At 44.9% G+C, this 24,300-nt stretch carries 20 protein-coding genes; 4 read left to right on the forward strand and 16 right to left on the reverse strand.

All coding sequences use genetic code 11. The features are described 5' to 3' along the window. Positions 1 to 3: 3 nt before the first annotated feature. Positions 4 to 774, reverse strand: a complete 771-nt coding sequence (pgeF, locus tag AAC033_RS03610; protein WP_339735485.1) for a peptidoglycan editing factor PgeF — start codon at positions 772 to 774, stop codon at positions 4 to 6. A gap of 167 nt (positions 775 to 941) precedes the next feature. Between pgeF and AAC033_RS03615 the strand changes: the two genes are divergently transcribed. Further along, the gene (locus tag AAC033_RS03615; protein WP_339735487.1) at positions 942 to 1,640 is read left to right on the forward strand and encodes a basic secretory protein-like protein; all 699 of its coding nucleotides are present in this window, start codon (positions 942 to 944) and stop codon (positions 1,638 to 1,640) included. Positions 1,641 to 1,835: 195 nt separating this feature from the next. On the opposite strand, the gene AAC033_RS03620 is transcribed toward AAC033_RS03615, so the two are convergent. Beyond that, positions 1,836 to 3,173 carry a glycosyl hydrolase family 28 protein gene (locus AAC033_RS03620; protein ID WP_339735489.1) on the reverse strand — a complete coding sequence of 446 codons (1,338 nt, stop codon included), beginning with the start codon at positions 3,171 to 3,173 and terminating at the stop codon, positions 1,836 to 1,838. A 475-nt stretch (positions 3,174 to 3,648) separates the two neighbouring features. Here AAC033_RS03620 and AAC033_RS03625 point away from each other — a divergent pair, with 475 nt between their 5' ends. Both AAC033_RS03625 and AAC033_RS03630 read left to right on the forward strand, forming a co-directional pair. Beyond that, entirely contained in the window at positions 3,649 to 4,908 is a 1,260-nt protein-coding gene (locus AAC033_RS03625) for a peptidase U32 family protein (RefSeq protein WP_339735491.1), read from the forward strand. Between the two features lie 114 nt (positions 4,909 to 5,022). Continuing rightward, entirely contained in the window at positions 5,023 to 7,773 is a 2,751-nt protein-coding gene (locus AAC033_RS03630) for a DUF3352 domain-containing protein (protein ID WP_339735493.1), read from the forward strand. A 141-nt stretch (positions 7,774 to 7,914) separates the two neighbouring features. Here the strand turns inward: AAC033_RS03630 and AAC033_RS03635 are convergent, their stop codons facing one another. The 7 genes from AAC033_RS03635 to AAC033_RS03665 all read right to left on the reverse strand — a co-directional run bounded on the left by AAC033_RS03635 (position 7,915) and on the right by AAC033_RS03665 (position 15,805). Continuing rightward, positions 7,915 to 9,258 (reverse strand): serine hydrolase, encoded by a 1,344-nt coding sequence (locus AAC033_RS03635; RefSeq protein ID WP_339735495.1) that lies wholly within the window; start codon positions 9,256 to 9,258, stop codon positions 7,915 to 7,917. Between the two features lie 155 nt (positions 9,259 to 9,413). Further along, positions 9,414 to 10,463 (reverse strand): tRNA preQ1(34) S-adenosylmethionine ribosyltransferase-isomerase QueA, encoded by a 1,050-nt coding sequence (queA, locus tag AAC033_RS03640; protein WP_339735497.1) that lies wholly within the window; start codon positions 10,461 to 10,463, stop codon positions 9,414 to 9,416. Positions 10,464 to 10,512: 49 nt separating this feature from the next. After that, on the reverse strand, positions 10,513 to 11,226 hold the full coding sequence (truB, locus tag AAC033_RS03645) for a tRNA pseudouridine(55) synthase TruB (protein ID WP_339735498.1): 714 nt from the start codon (positions 11,224 to 11,226) through the stop codon (positions 10,513 to 10,515). 48 nt (positions 11,227 to 11,274) lie between these two features. Further along, the gene (locus AAC033_RS03650; protein ID WP_339735500.1) at positions 11,275 to 12,057 is read right to left on the reverse strand and encodes an undecaprenyl-diphosphate phosphatase; all 783 of its coding nucleotides are present in this window, start codon (positions 12,055 to 12,057) and stop codon (positions 11,275 to 11,277) included. Between the two features lie 3 nt (positions 12,058 to 12,060). After that, positions 12,061 to 12,315: a DUF3098 domain-containing protein gene (locus AAC033_RS03655; protein ID WP_339735502.1), complete on the reverse strand. Its 255-nt coding sequence runs from the start codon at positions 12,313 to 12,315 to the stop codon at positions 12,061 to 12,063. A 120-nt stretch (positions 12,316 to 12,435) separates the two neighbouring features. Next, a complete protein-coding gene (locus AAC033_RS03660; protein ID WP_339735504.1) occupies positions 12,436 to 13,320 on the reverse strand; it encodes an ABC transporter permease in 885 nt (294 codons plus the stop codon). Further along, complete coding sequence (locus AAC033_RS03665) at positions 13,289 to 15,805, reverse strand: YfhO family protein (protein ID WP_339735506.1); 2,517 nt, start codon at positions 15,803 to 15,805, stop codon at positions 13,289 to 13,291. The genes AAC033_RS03660 and AAC033_RS03665 overlap by 32 nt, the downstream gene beginning before the upstream one ends. Before the next feature lie 70 nt (positions 15,806 to 15,875). On the opposite strand from AAC033_RS03665, the gene AAC033_RS03670 reads away from it, so the two are divergent. Further along, a complete protein-coding gene (locus AAC033_RS03670) occupies positions 15,876 to 17,354 on the forward strand; it encodes a polysaccharide biosynthesis C-terminal domain-containing protein (RefSeq protein WP_339735508.1) in 1,479 nt (492 codons plus the stop codon). 63 nt (positions 17,355 to 17,417) lie between these two features. On the opposite strand, the gene pseI is transcribed toward AAC033_RS03670, so the two are convergent. The 7 genes from pseI to pseB all read right to left on the reverse strand — a co-directional run. Further along, positions 17,418 to 18,455, reverse strand: coding sequence for a pseudaminic acid synthase (pseI, locus tag AAC033_RS03675; protein ID WP_339735510.1), 1,038 nt, complete (start codon positions 18,453 to 18,455; stop codon positions 17,418 to 17,420). Next, a complete protein-coding gene (locus tag AAC033_RS03680) occupies positions 18,427 to 19,083 on the reverse strand; it encodes a hypothetical protein (protein ID WP_339735512.1) in 657 nt (218 codons plus the stop codon). The genes pseI and AAC033_RS03680 overlap by 29 nt, the downstream gene beginning before the upstream one ends. Continuing rightward, entirely contained in the window at positions 19,084 to 20,079 is a 996-nt protein-coding gene (gene pseG, locus AAC033_RS03685) for a UDP-2,4-diacetamido-2,4,6-trideoxy-beta-L-altropyranose hydrolase (protein ID WP_339735515.1), read from the reverse strand. Continuing rightward, positions 20,076 to 20,774 carry a pseudaminic acid cytidylyltransferase gene (gene pseF, locus AAC033_RS03690; protein WP_339735517.1) on the reverse strand — a complete coding sequence of 233 codons (699 nt, stop codon included), beginning with the start codon at positions 20,772 to 20,774 and terminating at the stop codon, positions 20,076 to 20,078. The genes pseG and pseF overlap by 4 nt, the downstream gene beginning before the upstream one ends. 4 nt (positions 20,775 to 20,778) lie before the next feature. Next, the gene (locus tag AAC033_RS03695) at positions 20,779 to 22,179 is read right to left on the reverse strand and encodes an ATP-binding protein (protein WP_339735519.1); all 1,401 of its coding nucleotides are present in this window, start codon (positions 22,177 to 22,179) and stop codon (positions 20,779 to 20,781) included. 28 nt (positions 22,180 to 22,207) lie between these two features. After that, positions 22,208 to 23,458, reverse strand: a complete 1,251-nt coding sequence (gene pseC / locus AAC033_RS03700; RefSeq protein WP_339735520.1) for a UDP-4-amino-4,6-dideoxy-N-acetyl-beta-L-altrosamine transaminase — start codon at positions 23,456 to 23,458, stop codon at positions 22,208 to 22,210. Positions 23,459 to 23,460: 2 nt separating this feature from the next. Continuing rightward, positions 23,461 to 24,300, reverse strand: an 840-nt coding sequence (pseB, locus tag AAC033_RS03705) for a UDP-N-acetylglucosamine 4,6-dehydratase (inverting) (protein WP_339735522.1), incomplete at its 5' end; no start/stop codon positions are given.

Raw genomic sequence — 24,300 nt, forward strand, 5'->3', positions numbered from 1 at the left:
TACTTATTTCTGCAACATCAAACCACTCACCATCCTTCCGGTATCAACACCGTCGCGTCGTGCCGAATAAAAAAGCTGTCCGTGCGAAAAGGAGCAAAAGCCCATGATTTCAATCTGCTCATCCGGAACGCCTGCAGCAATTAGCAGGCTTTTATTGGCTTCCCATAAATCGAAATAGGCCTTTCCCTCTTCAACCGAGGGTTTCAACAGCTGCCGGTGATTGTCAAAGTTCTCCCGAACCGCCTGAATAACTTCATCTCCAACCTCATAGGCATGCAGGTGAATGGAAGGCCCAATGCCGGCCACAATATCCTCGGGAGCCGAGTCGAAGTATAACTGCATGGCATGCACCGTTTTAGAAACAATTTGACTAACCGTTCCCCGCCAGCCCGCATGAACCGCGGCAATCACCTGCTGTTCCGGATCGAACAGCAAAACAGGAACACAATCGGCCGTTTGCACGCAAATGCAAAGGTTGGCTTGATTGGTAATCAGTGCGTCCGTATCCGTAATGTCGCCCGCTACCGGCCCGTTCACAACCTCAATCTTGCTGCCATGCACCTGACGCGGAAATACCAACTGCGAGGGACGAATCTTTAACCCGCGAGCCAGCTCTCCCCGAAACGACTGATACGTTTCAGGTTGATCTCCGGTGAACCGCGATTTACCATCACCTCCCCACCCCTGCTTGGTTGATGTAAACTGAACCACGCCAGGCAGATCCAGCCCATTAAACTGGTAAAACATTTTTCCGTGAACCTCAAACTTTTTCATACTTCTGCTGCTTCCTAGAAATCTCAACACGATTTTGGATCAGGAGTTCAATCCCTCAGCTTATTTAGAAACGAAATCTGCCTCCAGCAAATTAAAAACAAGCGCGAGATGAGTAATTTCAGCAGGAAAGTAGTATTAGTATCATCACACCCAAATTAAACTAAAAGATGAAGATATTACTTGCAAAGCTAATCCTGTTCTTCCTGCTGGTGATTCCGTTCAGTGTATTTTCTCAGTCGAACACCAAAACCGCTTATTTCGAAAAAGATTCCATCACCCAAAAGGGATTTACCCTCGTTTACATCAACAAGTCAGAATCGTTCGATCCGGCGGTGGGACAAAAACTCAAGGACACTTTCTTTAGGGTTTACCCGCCGATGGTAAAACAATACAATAAAAAATCGGCCAGAAAAGTCACCTTCTTGATCGACCCTGCCTACGATGGTGTTGCTGCAACTTCATCCGATCGTGTCATATACAATCCCGATTGGTTCAGAAGAAACCCCAATGATATTGACGTGGTGACCCACGAAGTGATGCACATTGTGCAGGCTTACAGCAGAACTCCCGGCCCGTGGTGGGTAACTGAAGGCATCGCCGACTATGTTCGCTACAAATATGGGGTTGCCAATGCCGAAGGCAACTGGACACTCCCGGATGTAAACAAAAATCAGAACTACGATAATTCCTACCGGGTAACGGCCCGCTTTTTTGCATGGATCGTCAAAAACAAGAACAAGAAATTCATTGAGAAGATGGACCAGGCCATGCGCGACCATTCCTACAACGATGAACTGTGGGTTGAACTTACCGGCGGAACTCCGGCCTCTCTGTGGAAAGAATACCTCGCCAATCCGGCCATCTGAGGTGATTCGGGGTCCAATCATGCAGAGTCAGATCTGTTTTTCGCAACTCTCACAGCCTACTTCCTCTTTCAACCACCCAAAGGTGTTGGCAACACATTGGGGAGGGTAGACAGGTTTCTCCATACGCCTGTGGTTGGGTCTCCGCCCGAACGAATTCTCCGGGGGCTATTTTGAAATTCGTCGGTGACTTATTTCTTATTCTAACTGCTGTCCGTTGACCACAACGTTTTTCAGGGTCAAGCCATCAAACAAGTCCTGTTTCAGTTCGCCATTTTCAGCAGTGACTTCCACGTTCTCGAAGGTGAAATTCTTCAGATGATCGTATTCCGAAACATCGATATCGGCAAAAATCTTCGTGTCGAGTTTGATGTCGCGAAAAACAATGTGGTTGGCCTGCGACACCGGAGGCGCTTCGTGCCCTTTCAAGTCGAAGAACTGCCGCCAGGGCTTGGCGAACAACAGTCGGGTAGCATTGCCGGTAATCCCTTCCACCCGGATGTACTCGTATAGCTGCGGTGTATCGGGCCGGTTTTTAAGCCACAAGACCCGCGAAGGGCCATCAACCTTACAATTGCTGACAATGATGTTCCGGTTGTGAATCGACTCGCTGCCGCAAGTGACTGCCGAGTGGCAAAAGCCAAAAGTGCAATCGCGAATGATGATGTTCTTGTTCGGTCCGTTATCGGGATCGGTATCCGCCGTTGGACCTTTACCCCCTTTCAGGGCGATGGCATCGTCGTTCACTTCCATATGACAGCCCTCAATCAACACATTGGAGCACACATCCAGATCAATGGCATCGGTACTGGGCGCTTTAATAGGTTTGGCAGGAGAGAAAATATGCAGATCCAGAATCTTGACATGATTGCACTGGTAGAAATGAGAGGTCCAGAAGCCGGCGTTCTGCAGCCTTACATCCTGCAATTGCACGTGGTTGCTTTTTTGAATAAACACCAGCCGTGGGCGCGACACCTCCAGATTGGTACAGTCGGGATTCTCTTCACGGCGCTGCCAGAAAGCTTCCCAATACTTTAATCCATTACCGTCGATAGTTCCCTGCCCGGTAATGGTAAAACCGTCCACACCATAGACATTCACCACCGCAGGGAAATAATCCAGGTTTTGGCCTTCCATGCGCGAGGGCATGATGGGGAAATTGCGAATGTCGTCGGAGCCAAGCAAAACGCCACCCTCCCGAACATGCAGATGGGTGTTGGGCTTAAAAAAAAGAGCGCCGGTTAAAAAGCGACCTTCCGGAATAATGACCACCCCACCCCCTTGCGCCGCCGCTTCGTTGATGGTTTGCTGAATAACTTCCGTATTCATTGTTTCTCCATCGCCCACCGCGCCAAAGTCTGTGATAACCAGCTGGGCCCCCAGCGTATCGGGGTTAATCTTTCCGGTTTCGCCAAACCAGGCCGGTATTTCCGAACCATCGGGAAATAAAGCCACCGGTTGGGCTTCAGGACTCTGGCAAGAAGCCAGTTGAATCAAAACAATTGCAGCAAGCAACAGGACTGTGGTACTTTTCATCAGAAAATTGGGTTTTTTATTTTTTTGTTCGATTACATTCATTTTTCAAATTCCTACAATGGATTCCTACCTCTATCAAACGAGCATCCAAATTTCGGTTTTTCAGAAATGATTAACCTGTAATTTTGTACGGAAACGCCGGGACAAACTGTTTTTTTTTGTGATATGATGATAACAGATGGGAGCCCCTGACGCTCAATTTACTGGTGTTTTATCTCAACACCAATTCGTTGCACCAATCCAGCTGTCGCCGTTTCCGAACGGTGATTTATTGACACGTGTTGGCGACGCGGTCAAGTCTGGCGACATCGGCAGGTCCTTTACGGCAGCTGCCTTCATCTAGCCTAGGCTGACTACTGCGACCACCTTCTTCCTCTTTTAACCGCCCAAAGGTTCTTTCAATCACTTTGGAGGGTGCTCTGACCCTGAAAGCGCCAACTTTTTAGTACTTTTGCCCCACAAATTGATAACCGAAATGGAAAGAAGAGACATTGAAATTATGGCACCAGTGGGTTCATGGGAATCACTGGCAGCGGCCATTCAAGGCGGGGCAGGCTCGGTTTATTTTGGCGTGGAAAAGCTCAACATGCGTTCGCGCTCCTCCAATAACTTCACCCTCAACGATCTGAAGAAGATTGTTGAAACGGCACAAAAGCATGGTCTGAAAACATACTTGACGGTGAATATTATTGTGTTCGACAACGAGTTGGACAAGTTGCACGAAGTGATTGACGCCGCCAAAGCTGCTGGAATTACGGCCATTATCGCCAGCGACATTGCCGCCATCGCCTATGCGCGTACCATTGGGGTGGAGGTGCATATTTCAACCCAGGTGAATATTACCAATATTGAAGCAGTGAGATTTTACGCGCAGTTTGCCGATGTGGTGGTGCTGGCTCGCGAGATGAACCTGGGCCGTGTTTGGGAAATCAGCAAGCAAATCAAGGAACAAAATATCACGGGCCCGGCAGGTAAACTCATTCAACTGGAAATGTTTGTGCACGGCGCTTTGTGCATGGCCGTTTCGGGCAAGTGCTACCTCAGCCTGCACGAAATGAGCTCGTCGGCCAACCGCGGCAGCTGCATGCAAACCTGCCGCCGAGCCTACACCGTTACCGACAAGGAAACCGGCGCCGAGCTGGAGGTAGACAACGAGTACATCATGTCGCCCAAGGATTTAAAAACCATTCATTTTCTCAATAAAGTACTCGATGCGGGCGTTTCGGTCCTCAAAATTGAAGGACGGGCGCGTTCTCCCGAGTATGTAAAAACGGTTGTGGAATGCTATCGCGAGGCCGTAGATGCCTATTTTGACAGCTCGTTTACCGAAGAAAAAATTGCTGTCTGGGACGAACGGCTGCAAACGGTTTTCAACCGGGGCTTTTGGGATGGCTACTACTTAGGACAGCGCTTGGGCGAGTGGAGCAGTAACTACGGTTCGGTAGCCACCAAGCGGAAGCTTTACCTGGGCAAGGGCATGAATTACTTTGCGAAACTGGGCGTAGCCGAATTTAAAATGGAAACAGGCAAGCTTCAGGTGGGCGACCACATTCTGATTACCGGCCCAACCACCGGTGTCGTTGAAGCCGAGGTAGAAGAAATCCGGGTGAACCTGAAGCCGGTTGAAGAAACCAAACAGGGCGAACGCTTTTCCATCAAGCTGAATCAAACCATCCGCCGGTCAGACAAATTATATAAAATTGTCAATTCAAGCGAAGTTCACCAGCGCAAATAAGCTGAAAGAAACCACGAAATTAAGAATGCGTCGTTGATAAATCATTCGAAATTCATGCACAATTTATATGGTAGTCGCTTGACTTTCTTGTTACTTTTGATAAAAAATCAGATTATGCGCAAGCTACCACTTCCCATCATCCTTGTTTTCGTTGTGATAATTGGTGCCACCTGTTTCTTCACGGCATGCCAGTCCCAAGGTTACGGGGATAACTCGTCTTTTCGGGCCGTTCCGGTCCGAACACCCCTGATCGTTGAAATACCTGATCTTGGATCCTTTATGAAACGAATTGATCCGGAAAACCAAATCGTATCGGAGCTGGAGCAGTTCATTCAACTTCAGGCTTTTTTTACTGATGTCCGGGAAGTGAAGACCCAGTTTGAAGCCAGCGACCAATTGCGAAAAGTACTTTCAAACAAATCGGTTCTGGTTGCCTTCAATGCTGAAGGGAAAAATAATGTGGGTGGTTTGTTTATTGCCAGCCTGGATGACCGCAAAGAACGAGCGGATTTGATGGATTACTTCAACAGCCTGTCCGATGCAAAAAAAGGAGGAATCAGCTCGCGCGATTATGACAACGAACAAATCTATCAGCTAAACACCGGCAACACCGAACTGCACTTCGCTTTTAAAGACGGGGTGTTGCTGTTTAGCCGTTATGCTTTGTTTGTGGAAGAAGCCATTCGCCAAATGACGGTCGAAAACCTGACCAACGATCAACAACTGCAAGACTTGTACACCACGGTCAGTTCAAGCTCTGATTTCAACCTATACATCCAGCACGAGCGATTCCCGCCTTTCATCGCTGATCTGGCACCACGGGACTTCAGAAGACAGATCGAGCTTTTTGGAGGTTTTTCCGACTGGACCGAGTTGGATGTCAACATGAAAGACACCGAACTGTTGCTTAATGGTTTTAGTTTTTCCAATGATGTCAGCAACTACCTCGCCGCTTTTCGCGGGCAAAAAGCAGTCCGCTCGAACATGCCCGGGGTATTGTCGGCCAAAACCAGTCTGTACGTCAATTTAGCCCTGGACAACCTGGACACCTTTTACCGCAATTACGAGGAATACTTGAAAAAGCAGGGGCTTTTCTACCCGCGCGAAACGCAGCTTAAAAAGCTGGAACGCTACAGCAAAGTGCCGTTTCTCAAGCTATTCTCAGAGATTGCAAAAAGCGAGTTTGCCATTGCCTTTGGAACCGTCACTCAAAATGACCCGGCAACCAACCGCTTCTTCATTGCTGAAGTGAAAGGGCAGTCGCTCGCCCGCGAAAAACTGCTCCCCATGCTCGATAATTATGCCAAAGCCAATAACACCAGCCTGCAGCAACTGGAAAGCCAATACCAGATTCAAAATGCCCGTTCGTTTTCCATTTACGAGTTTCCGTTCTCGAACCTGCCTGAGCTACTCTTCGGACAAGTTTTTTCGGGCGTTGAAAGCAACTTCCTGTGTTTCTACGACAACTACGTGATATTTGCCGATAACAGCACCGCCCTGAAAAATTATATCCATGACTTGGTGCTTTCCGAAACCTTGGAAAAGGACATCCAGTTTCAGAAATTCAACGAACAGCTGTCCAGTCGATCCAGCTTTTCATTCTACCTCAACTTTTCGAAAGCTTTCTATTTAAACAACTACTACCTGAATAAAAAAGCCGCCAGTGCAGTTGCTGACCACGAACAGTCAATTCGTAAGTTCCAGGCCGTTAGCTGGCAGTTTTCCGAAAACTCGGGGCAATTCCTGAATAACCTCTATCTGAAGTATGACCCGGTTTTGAAAGAAGAGCCTCAAACGGTTTGGCAGAGCAAGCTGGAATCAACAGTGGCGATCAAACCACAGCTAGTTACTAATCATAACGACCCGGCGAACAAGGAAGTCATCATTCAGGACAACAAAAACCAACTCTACCTGATTAACAAAGAAGGCGTAAGTCTATGGAAGATTCAACTTCCAGGCAAAATCATGAGCGAAATTTACCAGATTGACTACTTCAAAAACGGAAAGTTGCAATACCTGTTTAACACGCAAACCCAATTGCACCTAATTGACCGTGAAGGGAACAATGTGGCCCGCTATCCCATTACTTTCCGGTCGCCAGCCACCAATGGCGTGGCGGTTTTTGATTACGACAACAACCGCAATTACCGCTTTTTTATAGCCTCCGAAAACAAGCAGGTTTATGCCTACGACCGGGAAGGAAACCTTGTCACTGGCTGGGATTTCAAGGGAACCGACGGCCTTGTCGACACATCGGTGAAGCATTTCAGGGTAGCTGGTAAAGATTATCTGGTATGCGCCGACCAATACAAAACTTACATCTTGGACCGAAGAGGCGACACGCGCGTGAAAACCAGCAGTAATTTTGAACATTCACAAAACGATCTTCACCTGGTGCAGGCCACACAAGCCGCTATTGCCACCACTGATGTCAACGGGCTCATTTATTTGCAGTATTTTAACGGCCAACACGAAACCTTGAATGTAGGGAGCTTTGGCAAAGAACACTTTTTCGGAGTCGAAGATCTGAACGGAGATGGCAAAACCGACTTTTTCTTTGCCGATGGAAACAAGCTTTTTGCGTTTACCGACAAAGGCAAGAAAATCTTTGCCCGCGAGTTTAACCAGCCCATCAGCAGTAAGCCAAACAGCTACCTTTTTGCCAATAACGACCGAAAAATCGGGGTGGTTTGCCACGACGAAAACCGGGTGTACCTGGTCAACTCAGACGGCTCGTTTTATGATGGTTTTCCACTGCATGGCAATACTGATTTTACTATTGGATATTTCAACCGATCCAACCCTTATTTTAACCTGGTAGTGGGCAACGAAGACAATAGCTTCTATAATTATCAAGTGGAGTAGCGATTGGGGTATTGATTACTGGATAATTAGTGATTGGTCATTGGTGGTCATTTAATGGCCATTCTTCGTGGAGATCATCTTGATGTTGGATTCTTAATTCTTAAAATTTGATCCGGCAGCGTCCGGATAGAATCTCCCGTGTTAATCCAGACTCTTTAAAATTCCTTTCAGCAGGGCATTCAAATCAAATTCCCCCTTTTTCGAATAGCCGGTTCTCACCACCACCAATTCTTTTGATGGGATAATACAAATAAACTGTCCATCGTGTCCTTTACACAAAAACAGGTCGTCGGGAGCGTCCGGATATTCACCCGACCGGTTGAGCCAGAAGGAAGACCCATATCGCCCTTCGGAGCCATTGGCAGTTTCGGTCGTGTAATCTACCCAGCCTTTGGGCAAGATTTGATCACCCTCCCAGTTGCCATCGTACAGATACAGCAGCGCGAATCGGGCATAGTCGCGCATGGTGGCATACAAATACGACGAGCCAACGAAGGTTCCGGAAGCATCGACCTCAAATATGGCACTGGTCATGCCAATCCGGTTAAACAACGCTTGCCGCGGATAAGCGTAATAGGCCTGATCATCAGGAAAGGTCTTGCGCAGTTCGCGGCAAACCAGGTTGGTCGACCCCGACGAATACATCCACACCGAGTCTGCTGGATATTTGTAGGCTTTTTGCTGGGTATACAATCCCATATCGCCCACTTTATGAAGCATCACCGTGACATCGGACAGATTCCCGTAATTCTCATTCCAGTCCAACCCGCTATTCATCTGTAGCAAATTGCTAAGCGTAATGTCCTGCCGTTTGTCCTGCTGCCATTCCGAAATCGCCAGGGGTTCGTCAATCGCCATTTTTCCGTCCTTTACACGCAAGCCGACCAAGGCATTGGTCACGCTTTTGGCCATCGACCAACTTAGAAATTTTGTGTTTGGAGAGAAATCATCCCGATAAACTTCAGCTATCGGTTGTCCTTTGTAAACAACAACTAAGGCAAAGGTTCCCTTGAAAGGAATGGTATCGCTCATTGCCTGTGTAATAGCGAGGTTTAGCTTATCACGGTCAATTAACCCCGGAACAGGTTCTTCAATCGCATTGCCCATGGGCCAGCGTATGGAATCGGAACCATCAGGAAGCACCTCAATCCGCGGATATGGCCGGCTTTGGATCTGCTCTTCTGAAAAATCCTTTACCAGCGTGCAGCCATATCCTTCCACGTAAATAGCTTTGGATTTACCCCACAAAAACCGGCTTTCGACTTCCCGTTTTTCAAAGTCCACGGTATTGTTGGTCAACGCGATAAATGAAAAGTTCAGGTCTTCTTGTTCCATCGCCTCCTGGCTGCGGCCAGCAACAAAGACCGCCGAGGCCAAATTCTTGGCAGCATAACCGGTGATCACAGGCATCAACAAATGGAGGTAAAAGCCAGCTCCTAAAATGAGGGCAACGAGTACTGCAAGGGCTATTCTTTTTGTTTTCATATAAGACCGGCTATTAAAATTGAGCGTGAGTAAACAGTCAGTCCAATTTACGAAAATACAGCAGAAGATAAAATCCGATCGCAAAGAGGCCTTCATTAAAAAGGCCATCAATTAAATTGACAGCCTTTTCTAAATCTTTATTTTTGGTGAACTTCTTACAAAATCAACATGGCATCGCCATAGGTTCCAAACCGGTATCCTTCTTTGATCGCCTTTTGGTATGCTTCCATCACAAAATCGTATCCTCCAAAAGCGGCTACCATCATCAATAGGGTCGACATTGGCAGGTGAAAGTTGGTAATCATTCGGTTGGCTACGCTAAACTCGTACGGAGGAAAAATGAACTTGTTGGTCCACCCTTCAAACGGCTTTAAATGCCCTTGGGTTGATACGGAGCTTTCGAGGGTTCGCATAACCGTCGTACCAACAGCACAAATATTTCTCTTTTTAGCCTTGGCATTGTTTACGACCTCGCAGGCTTCATCGCGAATCCAAATTTGCTCCGAATCCATCTTGTGCTTAGTCAAATCCTCCACATCCACGCTTCGGAAGTTACCCAAGCCCACATGCAAAGTCACGTAACTAAACTCAACTCCCAGGATCTCCAGGCGCTTCAACAGCTCGCGCGAGAAGTGCAGGCCGGCCGTTGGTGCGGCAACAGCACCTTCGTGTTTTGCAAAAATGGTTTGATAACGGTCCTTATCTTCGGGCTGAACCGGACGTTGAATAAACTTGGGCAGTGGTGTTTCGCCCAGGCTGTAGAGGGTCTTTTTGAACTCATCGTATGGCCCGTCAAACAAGAAACGTAACGTCCGGCCTCGTGATGTGGTGTTGTCGATTACCTCGGCAACCAGCATATCATCTTCGCCAAAGTACAGTTTGTTACCAATCCGAATTTTCCGAGCCGGATCAACCAACACATCCCATAAACGTTGCTCGCGGTTCAACTCACGAAGCAAAAAAACCTCAATTTCAGCACCTGTTTTTTCTTTGTTCCCATATAAACGTGCCGGAAAAACCTTGGTATCATTGAATACCATGACATCTTGGTCATCAAAGTATTCCGTTATGTCTTTGAATAACTTATGTTCAATTTTCCGACTACCACGGTGCAAAACCATCAGTTTCGACTCATCCCGGTTTTGGGAGGGATGCAGAGCAATCAGTTCCTCTGGCAGTTTATATTTGAACTTGGATAACTTCATAAATGAATAATTTTTCGATAAGACAGAACCCCGTTTTACGGGGCAATATTCAGTTTGTTACAAATTTGTCAATATTTTTTAAAAAGTCGGTTAGTGAAAGCGCATCGTCCACTTTGAAATCCCCAATTCGGGTACGTCTTAAACCGATAAGATAAGCTCCACTATCCAATGCTTTTCCAATGTCGCGAGCCAAAGCCCGGATATAAGTCCCCTTACTACAAACAACCCGGAGCTCAATTTTCTCTTGAGAAAAATCAAGTAACTCCAACTCCCGAATATGAATCAGGCGGGATCTCATCTTAACATCCGTCCCTTTTCGGGCATGGGTATAAGCCCGTTGCCCATCTATTTTGACCGCACTAAAAACCGGCGGGACCTGCTCAATCTCGCCAAGAAACTGTTGCAAAACAGCTTCTGTCGCCACTTGAGTAATGTGTTTGGTGTCGAATTGTGCATCTTCTTCCGTTTCCAAATCGAATGATGGTGTCGTGGCTCCAAGCTTGATGCTTGCCAGATATTCCTTCTCGCCAGCCTGGTGCATTTCAATTTGTTTGGTTGCTTTACCCGTACAAAGAATCATCAAGCCGGTAGCTTTCGGATCCAACGTTCCGGCGTGCCCCACTTTCAGCTTTTTGATCTTCATGGCGCGACAGAGATTATTGCGTACTTTTTGCACCAAATCAAAGGAAGTCCAGTCCAACGCTTTATCAAAAAGCAACACCTCTCCTTTGACGAAGTCAAAATTTTTGGGTTCCTCCCCCATGGAAAACTCGTTTAGTTAATGTATGGTATGAATCAGGAAGTCAGTTTTTCAGCCGGCAAAGATAGCAATTAACCCGATAACCAGGCAATAGGCTGCAAAATAAATCAACTTGCCTTCTTTTACAATTTTGATCATCCATTTGCAGGCTAAAAGGCCCGCAAGAAAGGCTGCAACAAAGCCAACAGCGAGTGGTAATATCCCAATCGAATCTTCCGGGTTCAGTTCATGGCCCAAGAGATCAATGCAATTGGCGCCAATAATTGGAATCAAAACCATCAGAAAAGAAAAGCGGGCCATATCTGCTTTTTTCTTACCCAGCAGAAGGCCAACAGCAATGGTTGATCCGCTCCGCGAGATCCCAGGAAGCACAGCCATAGCCTGAGCCACGCCAATAATCAGGGAATCGAGCCAGCCGACTTTCTTTTCTTGGGATTTAGCGAAATAGGAAAAAGCGAGCAAACACGCAGTGGCAATCAACATTGATCCAACAAAAACCAGGTTCCCATTATACAGGCTCTCAATTTCTTCCCTAAAAAAGAGGCCCAGAATAATGACAGGCACAGCAGAAAAAAGTAAAAGGGAGATGTACCTGGTTTCTTCATTCCACCTGAAGGCAAACAAGCCTTTAAAAAGCAACAGAACATCTTGTCGGAATACGACCAGGGTACTCAGCACGGTTGCTCCATGCACAACAACGGCAAACACCAGGTTGTTGTGCCCTTTCACCCCCAAAAGATTGTGACCTATTTCTAAATGACCACTAGAGCTCACGGGTAAAAATTCGGTCAATCCCTGAATAATCCCCAGCAAAAAGGCCTGGAAAACGTTCATCGGCTAGTTTTCTTGTTTTGGGCGTTTCATAATCGCATAAATCTCGAACAAAAACCCAAACAATACGATTATCGGGGCTAGGGTAATTCGTCTAAAACTAAATATTTCGGGATTGAAAACCGAGGGGTCTTCACTCTTTCCACCCACCATGAGAATGAACCCTATGACGATGATTCCGAATCCGATAAGCAATAATTTATAGTTTTCTTTCCCCAATGCGAAAGTTTGTTTCTGCAATTCATCTTTAGTCTTAACCATGCCTCAATATTTTTGATGATACGAAAGTAGAAAATCTATTTCTAATTAATCGCTCGATTCTCGTGAATTATTGTTCAGGAAGAAGGATATAACAATTATTTTCCAATTTCGTAATCTGGCTCAGGTATAAAAAAGCTCATCATATCGAATTCTAAGATACTTATTCACTGAGAAGTATGTGGACAACCACGAAATCAGAACCCCAAAAATAAAAACAATGCCAAAAACCAGCCCGATGGTTCCAACCTGCTGTGGATCAAAAATGCCCTCGAAATCCTGCCGATAAGAGAAGATCAGCCCCAAGATGCTCAAGTTGGCGAGCAATGCTCCCAAAATACCGTAGCCAATATTCTTCAGGATAAAAGGCCGCCGGATGAATGATCGTGTGGCTCCAACCAGTTTCATGGTATGAATAATGAAACGCTGCGAGTAAATGGCAATCCGGATGGTGTTGTTGATGAGCGTTGAAAAAATAAACAGAAGCAAAACCGAGAATACCATTAAAAATAAGCTGATACGTTTTACATTTTCGTTAATGATCCGCACCAGATCGCGCTGATAATAGACTTCCTTTACCTGTGGGTAAGCCAGAAAGCTATTTTCCAGAATGACCAAACTATCTTGTTGCATATACTCTGCATGCAATTTGATGTCGAGCGAAGAAAACAAAGGATTGAAGCCCAGAAACCCGACAAAATCTTCGCCCAGGTCTTTGGTCAGTTGTTCCGCCGCCTCTTCCTTGTTTACATACCTGGTATCTTTCACGTAATCGGTGGCGCTTAGTATTTTCTGAAGCCGCAGAATCTCCGCTTCGCGCACATCATCGTTTAACACCAGGGTAAATCCAACGTGCTCCCGAACGTAATCTGACAAGCGACCGGCATTAAGAATCAGCAATGACATCATTCCGACCAGGAACAAAACCAGGGTAATGCTAATGGTTGATGTCAGGTATGATTTGATTAAACGACGCTTAAGCCTCGCCGGACGTTTCTTCCTCTTCATTTTTTGCTTTCTTTTTAAATTCGAAAAAACCTACCGCCATCAGCGCTAAAATTAGCACGATCGAACTGGCCAGCGAAACCGTGTTTCCCAAAGCGTACGATTGGGGTTCAAAGCGGAATTCGATTTCATGCGTTCCCTGCGGAACAGGCATTGCCCTCAGCACGTAGTTTACACGTACATGTTCCACCGGTTGCCCATCCAGGTATGCATTCCATCCCTTGGGATAGTAAATCTCTGAGAAGACAGCCAAGGGGGTGCCACTACCAACGCTGGCTTTATACTTCAAATGATTGGGGCGATATTCCTGCAATTCAATCACCGGCTGGTCGCCCGAATTAAAACTGACGCTTGTGAGTACATCCGAAAACTGTGCATCGACGATAGCCTCTGTTGCGGGATCAAAATCTTCCAAGGCAGCAATTTCCTCATCGGCGTTTTCCACAAACGATACATCTTCTACAAACCACGCATTGCCTAACGCTTGGTTATTATACAACGGTGCGGCATTGGGATTATAAATCACGTAGCGGGTATTCAGCATGTTTAGCGCATTGAGCCCTGTGAAAACGGCCTCCACATCGGCCTGAGATTCCACATTCTGCAATCGCGAGCCAAGCTTCTGCATTTCGGGAGAAATATGGAATTCAATCATCTCCTGATAACGCTGCATTTTGGCACCATGATAACCGCCAATCGATTTATGGAAATACGAGGTGGAAGCATCGGTAAATGGATTCACCGCTATGTTCAGCACCCGGTAATTCGGGTCTGTGTCCTTCAAAATCTCCTGATCAGCCTTACTCGGACTAAAGGGAACCTCAACCTTGCGGGCTGATACAAAATCATCATTGTTAAGGTAGCGTTTGTTGACGGGCCATAAATCCACAAAAATCAGCAAAGCCCAAATCAGCAACGCATAACTTGCCTTCAACTTTTGTTTCACATACAGCCAGATTACTCCGGCAGCGATGGTAACAAACAAAAAGGTCTTAAAAGCATCTGTTCGCAAAACCATCTTACGATCGGCACGTAAGGCTTCCATGAGTTGATCAGGCCAGCCAGCCTGTACAAGGCGGGCGTCAGAGGGTGTCCTGAAGTCGCCAGCCAGGCCGGGAAGCAACACAAAGACTAACGCCAGCCCCCCGGCAATAAACCAACTGTATTTTAACTTCTGAAGTAAATCCGTTTTATTTTGACGGTTCAGGTACAATTCCCGAACAGCCAGAACCCCCATCAATGCCATGGCAAACTGCTGAATGACAATGATGTTTTTCACATCGCGAAATTTGTTGTATCCCGGAAAATAATCAATCATGAAGTGGCTCAAAAATCCAAAGTTCTTGCCCAGCGACAAGAGAAATGAAACCACCACCACGGCAACCAGCCACCATTTATCTTTACCCTTCAGCACAAACAAACCAAACACGAATAAAAAGCAAAGCACCGCTCCATAATAAAAAGGCGCTGAAGAAATGGGCTGCGTCCCCCAATACAAGGGCAGGTTTTGGCTGATTTGCCTTGCCTGCGCTTTCCCTTGATTCTGCTCGAAAAACTGGTAGACGTTCGATTCATCACCCAACGATTCCGCCATGCCACCACCTTTAAACCGCGGAATAAAGGCAGTCATCGCCTCACCCAAATCGTAACTGTAATCGAGAATGTAGCTTTTATCCAACCCCGAAGTCTGATCGTCATCTTGCGGTGTCAGATCCGACTCGCCCCGCATCGAATACTTTCCGTATTCGTAAACCGTGTACAAATTTCCAAAGTTGGTTCCAACAGCCAATACGGCAGCTAGTACCAGCAAAGCCGAAGTTTTGGTAAAAGCAGGCAAGGTCTTTTCCTTGAACGCATAAACCAAATAGGTAACCCCGATAATCAGCACCATTATGCCAGCATAATATGTCATTTGCGGATGACTTGCACTTAACATCCAGGAAAGCGACAGCGCGGTGAGCAGGCTGCCTACCAGCGGATTCCGTTTGTAAGCCAGCAACACCCCGCCAACAACCAAAGCCATATACGTCAGTGTATGCGCTTTGGTCACGTGCCCGGCATCAATAATCACAAACAAAAAGGAAAACATGCCATAGGCCAGCGCTCCAACCGCACTTACCCACACGTTCACCTTTAGAATCAACAACAGTGCAAAAAACAAACTGAACATCAAGATCAGGTAGCGGGTCGGTCGGGGGATAACATTTATCAAGGCTTGTCCTTTCGAAACTAAATTCCCCTCATAGCGGGTCGACAACAAATACCCCGGCATTCCGCCAAACATACTATTGGTCCATATCGCTTCCTCTCCGGTTTCGGCCCTGAAATCAAGAAGCTCCCTGGCCCCTCCACGGTAGGTACTAAGGTCGTGCGCATCCAGCTGTTTGCCTTCCAGTTGCGGTGAGAAATAAACAAAGGCGATTAAAATAAAGACGAGGATAATTCCAAAACCAACGAATATATTGCGATTGCCTTTTATCTTTGCCATAATCATTTGAGGGTTATCAATTTTCAAATTGAAACAAAAGTAAGGAAATAATTTTCTCAATCCGACATAAATGGGGATCATCATAAAACAATCAATTAAGGGAAGTATTTGGTCGTATGTGGGCGTGATCATTGGTTTTGTGACGACCACCTATTTATACACCGAATATCTGACCACCGAGATTGTTGGCCTTTTTGGTCTGCTGGCCGCCTATGCCGCATTAACCGGACAACTGTTCCTGCTCGGCTTTCAGGGGGTCACTTCCCGCCTGTTTCCGTATTTTAGAGATAGTCAGAATAAACACAATGGATTCCTTTTTATCGCTGCGCTGGTGTTTATCATCGGTTTTTCCGTATTTCTGGCGGCCTACTATTCGTTTAAACCTTTGCTGGTGGAAAGCAACCTGGAAAAGTCTGCCCTATTTGCCCAATATGTGCATCTGCTCATTCCGCTGACCTTTTTCTCCATGGCCTTCATTTTTCTGGATACCTACAACCGGCTACTTTATGATGCGGTTACGGGTACCTTTTTTCAAGAGTTCCTCCAGCGACTCCTGCTATTTGCGATCGTCGTTTCGTTTGCCGTCAACCTCATCAATCTCCATCAACTGATCTTGGCATTCACCCTGGTACTTTGTCTAAAAGGCTTGTTTCTGTTTGTTTTTTTGTTGAAGAAGGAAGAGATCAGCTTTCGACCCCAGCTGAATTTTATGGATCAAAAGCTGAAAAAGGAAATCTGGAGCGTGGCGCTGTACAGTGTTCTTGCCAGCCTGGGTTCGATCTTTGTTTTTAATATTGATAAGATCTTCATTAACCAGTTTCTGGACCTATCCAACACCGGCGTTTACACTATTGCCTTTTATTTTGGGACACTCGTGGTCATCCCCTCACGTCCGTTACTGAAAATAGCAGGAACCTTGGTTGCTGATGCCTGGAAAAGAAATGATCTGGCACAAATCAAATCGATTTATTATAAAAGCTGTATCAATCAGTTTATTATTGGTGGTTTTCTGTTTCTGGGGATCTGGGCCAACATCGATAACATCCTGATCATCCTGGGAGAAGACTATCTGCAATCGAAATGGGTGATCTTTTTTGTTGGACTAGGCTATTTGTTTGACATGATGACCGGGGCAAATGGCCTGATTATTAGCTATTCAAAATACTATAAAGTGGCCTTGTATTTTATCGTCTGCTTAATCCTGGTGTCAGTTTTTCTTTTGTATGTCCTGATTCCAATTTGGGGGATTACCGGAGCGGCTATTGCTATCGCATCAGCCTTGTTGCTCAACAACTTGATGCGCTACCTGTTTATTCTGGCGAAATACCGACTTCAGCCGTTTAATTATAAGTTTATCATTGTTGTTGTATTTTACGCATGCTTGTATCTGGGTTTACAATTTATTCCTCAACAAAATTTAATTGTGGATATTTTTATCCGGGGTTCAACCATAACGATAGTCTCAGCACTTTTCTTCCTCCTTGTTCCGATTTCAGACGAATTAAAACAAATAGCAGATAAAACATTTCAATACGTTAGATCTCATTAAAGGCGTATCAAATTTTGCCCAAACTCAGAAGCATTTGTATTCCGAAAATTGACATCGCATCGTTCAAGCTATAAAATCGAAACTCAATGGTGTTCCTTTAAGAATATCAAAAGTTGCTGTTTTTCCAATCACTTCTTTTAAATATTTTGGGTGCAAGCCATTCCCCGGACGAATGGACCTGACATTCTCTTTGGTGAACGATTCTCCTGCTTTGATGTCTTTGACTGCGAAGAGAGAACGACGGCGGTTTTTATCATTTTCTGAGACTTGGTAAGTCACTTTCCCCAGTGCTGATTCGGCCTGACGAACCGATTGAACCATTTCTTTAAATTCATGAGGCTGCATTGAAAATGCTGAGTCGGGCCCTCCAAGTTTCCGGTCGAGTATGAAATGCTTTTCAACCACCGTTGCGCCCAATGAAACGGCCACCGTTGGGACAATGCAGCCCATGGTATGGTCAGAAACCCCTACTTCAACGCCAAAGCGTTTTTTCATTTCCGGGATGGTTCGCAAATTGGCATCTTCGATGGTTGCCGGGTACTGGGAGGTGCATTTGAGCAGGGTGATCTCGTTATTGCCAACACGCCTGCATGTTTCCAATGCAAGCTCGATATCCTCAATTTCGGCGACGCCAGTTGAAATAATCATTGGTTTACCCTTATATGCCGTATATTCAATCAAAGGGATATCTGTTATTTCAAACGACGCAATTTTGTACATGGGGACATTGATACTTTCCAGAAAATCAACTCCCTCTTTATCAAAAGGAGATGAGAAGAAAAGCAAACCTAAATCTTCAGCAACTTTCTTCAGCTTGGACTGCCATTCGTAAGGCATAGCAGCCTCCGTGTACAGTTTCCACGGGGTATATCCACGCCATAACCCCTCGGTACGAGGAGCAAAATAACCGGTGTCGGAATCAATGGTTAAGCTCTCGGGCCTGTAGGTCTGCACTTTAACGGCATCGGCTCCGGCTTCAGACATCGCTTCAATGGTCTTTACAGCCAAATCAAAATCGTTGTTGTGGTTGGCCGAGAGTTCTGCGATGATGAAGGCTCTTTCTTGTTTAATACTAATTTCTTTTTTTTGCTTTTTCACCATAGTAAATGTTTTCGCTTTCAATATTATCAACAATCACAGCCCCCATGCCAATTATTGCCTTTTCGCCTATATTAACGCGCTCTTTGACTAAGGATCCAGCTCCAAAGTACACAGATTTACTAGTCTTTACTTCGGCTCCAATATAAACTTTCGGAGCAAAATAATTATGGTCTGAAATGATAGAATCTCTTGCAATATAGCATTGAGAATGGATGAAGCAATTTTGCCCAATTTCAGTGTTCTGTCCAATATAATTTTGAGGCCCAATAAAACAGCCTTCTCCGATCTTAACACTAGAACCAATAAAAGAATTAGGGTGAATAATAGAAACTAATCGTTCTCTGAGTTTAGGATATTTATTGTCAAATAAATTTTCGACTAAACTCATCGTTTTCACTGAACTTATACCATTGATAAAATAAGCATCATATTTCGGAAGTAAATCTTCCAAATGGCCAATATCGCCAAGCACCGGCAAACCTCCAATACTTTGAACGCTTTTATATTGATTATTCACAAACCCAACTATATTATAATGATTGACATCCATTCTTTTGTTGATATCAATAACAGCATCTAATACTACTGTACCATTGCCTATGCCTCCAAAAATGATCAAATTTTTCATCTAAATTAACTCACAAATTACTTTTGCAACTCTATACCTTCCGTTATTATCGAGAGATATTGATCTATGCCTAAATTTATCTTTCAATTCATTAATTACACAATGTAGCCCACAGTTCTTAATATATTCATTAAAAGAATCGATATCTGAAAAGCTAATTGCCATGTTGCTTTCATGCCATGCAATTGAATTTAGAACTTGATTATTGGCGACCGGGATGACAATCATTGGAACATTCAATACTGCTAGTTCGATTGTCGTTACACCACCCGTAACTACCGCAGCTTCACATTTCTTGTAGACGGAAACTACATCGACCGTATTCAAATGTACTGTAACATTAGCGAAATTACTAACCATGTTTAGCACTTGTTCATCACAAGTAACAATATCAAATTGAAAATCTTCAAATGCGACTAATAAATTTATTGACTGAAGAACTTCGGGAGAATACGTTCCACCCCCCATTGCGATTAAAATTCTGTCCTTTTCCAGAAGACTTTTTTGGTTACTGAATGATTGCCTGATAATGGCAAATTTATAACCAATACACAGTTTGGTTTCACTATTCGTTAATCTTCTGTAGTCTTTCTTGCGTGCAGCAATATTGCCGTTAATAACGATGTCTGCCAAGATCCTTTCTTTTGCCTGATGATCAAACTGTGCCCACTTTATTCCGGAATCTTTGAGCTGTTGCTGATATGATAAATCATGCTCGTAGTGATCAAGTACAAGAAAAGAAAAGCCTTTTTCATAGTGACTTTTAATACGCTGAACATCCGTTAATTTATCACATGCCAGGGGCAAGAATTCATAATTCAGTCCAATGACCTCTTCATTTTGTAGAAATTGGGATAGTCCATGTGGATCATCACTCTTAATCAGAAAAAACGAATCGATATCATGCGCGCTAAATGCTTCGGCCAGAGCGATACACCTGGTTAGATGCCCCAATCCCGTATGATGACCTGCACTGACTCTAAATAACACTTTCACTTTCTTTGCTTTAATTGGTATTTCAATTCTGCAAGGATCCAGTCTTCCTCGATATCAATATCCTGAACGTGTGTTTCAGGTATTTCGAAACCGAATTTGTTTTTTCCCCTGAGGCCAGATTCAAATTTCATCCAGTAAAATTGCCCGGCATCATGAAACGCAGGTTCCAAATCTTGCGAACGAGTATTTTGATGCTCCGGGTTAAACAATTCAATTTTTCCTTCGCTCATTCTTACCGCTCGTTGTATGGGATATGAAAACCGCACAACTGGTCGCACAGAATCTGCATCCTTTTCATTCAACAGAAACAAGGCCTTCTTGAGATTCTCAACGGTAATTAAAGGGGCTGTGGGCAGGATGCAGCAAATGTGATCGAATAATTTATTCTGTTCCTGGTATTTCATTTTTACCTCATCGACAACATCCGCTAATGTGGCAACATCATCCGCACTTTCATCGGAGCGGAAAAACGGCACTTCAGCGCCATATTTTCGGGCCACTTCGGCAATTTCCTCGTCATCGGTCGACACCATCACTTCTTTGAACAACTTGCTTTTCAACGCCGCCTCAATGGAATAAGCAATAATGGGTTTCCCCAGAAAATCTTTGATATTCTTGCGGAGAATGCGTTTGCTACCTCCTCGGGCAGGGATGATGCAGAGGCTGGAAGCCTGGTGGCTGTCAGTATTTGTCATTGGATCATTGGTCATTTGTTTCGCGTCGTTTATTGGTAATTTCCCAGTGTCCGCCTTTGGCAGGACCGATGCGGCGGATTAATCCTATTTTTCTTAATTTGTTGATATTGTCCAACACTTTTCGTTTTGAAATCCCGATACTGTCAGCTATTTCCGACATCGAAATGGTCTTGCTTTGCGCAACTAATTCCACTATTTTTTGCTGGTTTTCCGTCAGATTATCGGGGACCTTATCGGGGACCTTATCGGGGACCTTATCGGGGACCTTATCTGCTTTTTGAGCGAAAAAAAAGGTAACCATAAAACCATCGGAAATATTTGTGAATTCGGGCTGGGGCAGGTTGGCCCGCTCAAAATATTCGATCACCCGTCGAATTCCCGAGCCATATTTTTCAATAAGTCCGAGGCTTTTACAGAAATCTGCAATCAGCTTATTTCGGGGGGTCGATTTATAGCTGTTTGAAAGCAAGTCGGCCACGTTAATACTGTCCGGCAACTTTCCGGGATTATAAAATTCAATGCGGTCATCAAAAACTTTCACGATGGAATCGGATGCCGAGCGATAATCGCGGTGAACAATCATATTGATTACAATTTCCCTGACTGCTTCCATAGGGTATTGCCATTTTTCCGTACTACGCGGCTGTCCGGTGATGATAACTTCTTTGTTGATATGCTTTTTCACAAAATCCATTACCTGGTCAATTTGGGACAATATATCCGACTTTGTCCGATCGCTGTCTTTGATAATGGTATCGGTTTGAAATCGGCCCAACTCGATGGTCGTCAACACGGTATCGCGTTCGGTGAAAAGCAAATAAGCTGCATTGGTGAGCTGCCCGTTACGTAGTAAATCGTTTTTTATCAGAAATGTTAGCGGATCATCGTTGATTCTGGCTCCGGTTTGATTGATCTGGTCAATGGCTCCCTGCACTTTATCGAGTGAAATATCGTTGATTTTAAATTGACTATTCAAATGAAAATCCCAACTTGTATTAAATGACTGTAAATGCAGATTTACAACTTCTGAAATATCAAGCAGATGATTTGAGTTGGCAACGCGTTTGAAATACTTTCCCCGGGTTGCGACCGGCTTAATAGGATATTCCTGCATGCTAAAGACAACAACGGGCTTATCGTCAACATGGATCGTGTCCAGATCGGGAATTAAGGATGGGGAGGTTTTGTTCTTTATTTCGTTCACCCAGTTTTGAATCGACTCTGGATTTAACGAAATCCCAGCAACCTCTCCTTTAGGATTAATGCCTGTAATAACCTTTCCGCCCGAAGTATTGGCAAACGCCACCAGTGTTTCAATCAATTCGTTATTAAAACTACTTTTAAATTCCAACGATTCATTCTCGCCTGATTGAATAAGGTTTTGTATGATTTCAGGACTTATCATTTGCTTCGTGTTTTATGTGCTGCCGACGTCATTTACTGTCATTCCCTGCATAAAAATGATCGATACAATTTATAACAAATTTTTGTTCTTCGTCGGTTAAGTTTGGATACATTGGCAAACTGATACACTGGCTGTAGTATTTTTCTACTTGTGGAAAATCCCCTTCTTTCCACCCAAACTGCTTGTAATAAGGCATGAGATGCACCGGCACATAGTGGATTTGAACAAAAATATCGTTTGCCCGCAGATGCCCATACAGTCCCTTCCGGTTTTCCACTTCAATAACATAGAGATGATAGGCATGGCCATCCACAACCCCCGATTGCCCTTTGATAAAAGGTTTTTCCTTCAAGGCTGCGAAGTAGGTTTGGGCAATTTCCTTTCTGCGCTTCAATCCGTCGTCGGCGCGCTTTAGCTGACTGCTTCCCAAAGCTGCCTGAAAATCGGTCAGTCGGTAATTAAAACCCAGTTCCTGCATTTCGTAGTACCAACCGGGAAATGTTTCAGGTTCTCCCGAAGAATCGGGACTCCCTTTGGTCGCAAAGTTTAAAGTTTCAGGTTGAACTCCATAAGCGACTTCATTAGAATTTCGAAAAGCATGTATGTCTTTTGTAATGCCGTGGGTGCGGAGCATCAGCAGATTTTTGTAGTGTGTTTCGTCGTTGGTGGTGATCATGCCCCCCTCGCCACAGGCTATGTGTTTCACTGGGTGAAAGGAAAAAACAGTTAAATCCGCAAATTTCCCATTTCCGCAAAGTTGCTTGCTCCCGTTTGAATCGATAAAGTAGCCACCAGGAGCATGGCAGGCATCTTCAATGATCCAAAGTCCGTATTCATTTGCTAATTGACGGAATGGCTCCATGTTGATGGCGTAGCCTGCAAAATCAACCAGGATTATTCCCTTGTAAGTCCCTTTGGGAGCTGCTTCCAGCAGTTCTCTTACGCATGCCACATCCAGGCAATAGGTTTGGGGATCGATGTCGGCAAATACAACTTCACCACCAGCATAACGCACACAATTCGCTGATGCTGCAAAGGTGTTTGGCGTTGTAATGACCCGGTCTCCCGGTTGAATATTCAACGACAATACTGCAAGGTGCAGTGCTGCGGTGCCATTTGAAACCGCCACCGCATAGTCGGCTCCCACGTAGCTTGCAAAATTCTTTTCAAATTCCCTTATCTCGGGCCCTTGTGTAAGAAAATCACTCTTCAATACACGCACAACTGCCTCAATATCGTCTTCGGTAATATGCTGTCTGCCGTAGGGAATTGGTTTCATTTCTATTGGGGATTAAAATTTGAATCTACATGTTTTATAATCTTGGCTCGCAATGACTCAACGGTTTCCCAGTCAGCATTCGTGCCGGAATTGTATTTAAACCCTTCAGGAACAGGCTCCGCTTGATGATGCTTTAAATATTTATCACGTTTATGCGAAAAAGACACCGATGGTAAAATCGCATAGTAGTTGCCCAAATCAATGGTATTTAAAGCATCTGTTTCTGTAATCATCTCTTCGTGCAATTTTTCGCCCGGACGAATCCCGACTATTTCGGTTTTACAAGAGGGAGCAATTGCCTTGGCCACATCCATTATTTTGTATGATGGTATTTTAGGAACAAAGATCTCTCCGCCCAAATGATTTCCAATCGCATACAAAACCAGATCAACCCCTTCCTGCAGCGAAATATTAAAACGCGTCATCTCCTCATGTGTGACCGGCAACACGCCATCCTTCCTCTTGTCCATGAAAAAAGGAATAACAGATCCCCTCGACCCCATCACATTTCCATAGCGTACAGCTGAAAAGCGGATATCACGACTGCCCTTGATGTTATTTGCCGCAGTGATCAACTTATCCGAAACCAACTTGGTGGCTCCGTACAAGTTTATTGGGGCACAAGCCTTGTCCGTGGATAAAGCCACAACATGCTTAACGTTATTAGCCAAAGCTGCATCAATCACATTTTGTGCACCATGCACATTGGTTTTAACACATTCGTCGGGGTTGTATTCTGCCGTATCGACCTGTTTGATCGCTGCCGCATGTATGATGACATCAATACCTTCGCAGGCACGCTTCAATCGGGCTGCATCACGCACATCGCCAATAAAAAATCG

Origin of the sequence: uncultured Sunxiuqinia sp., assembly GCF_963974515.1 — a bacterium.
Taxonomy (GTDB): Bacteria; Bacteroidota; Bacteroidia; order Bacteroidales; family Prolixibacteraceae; genus Sunxiuqinia.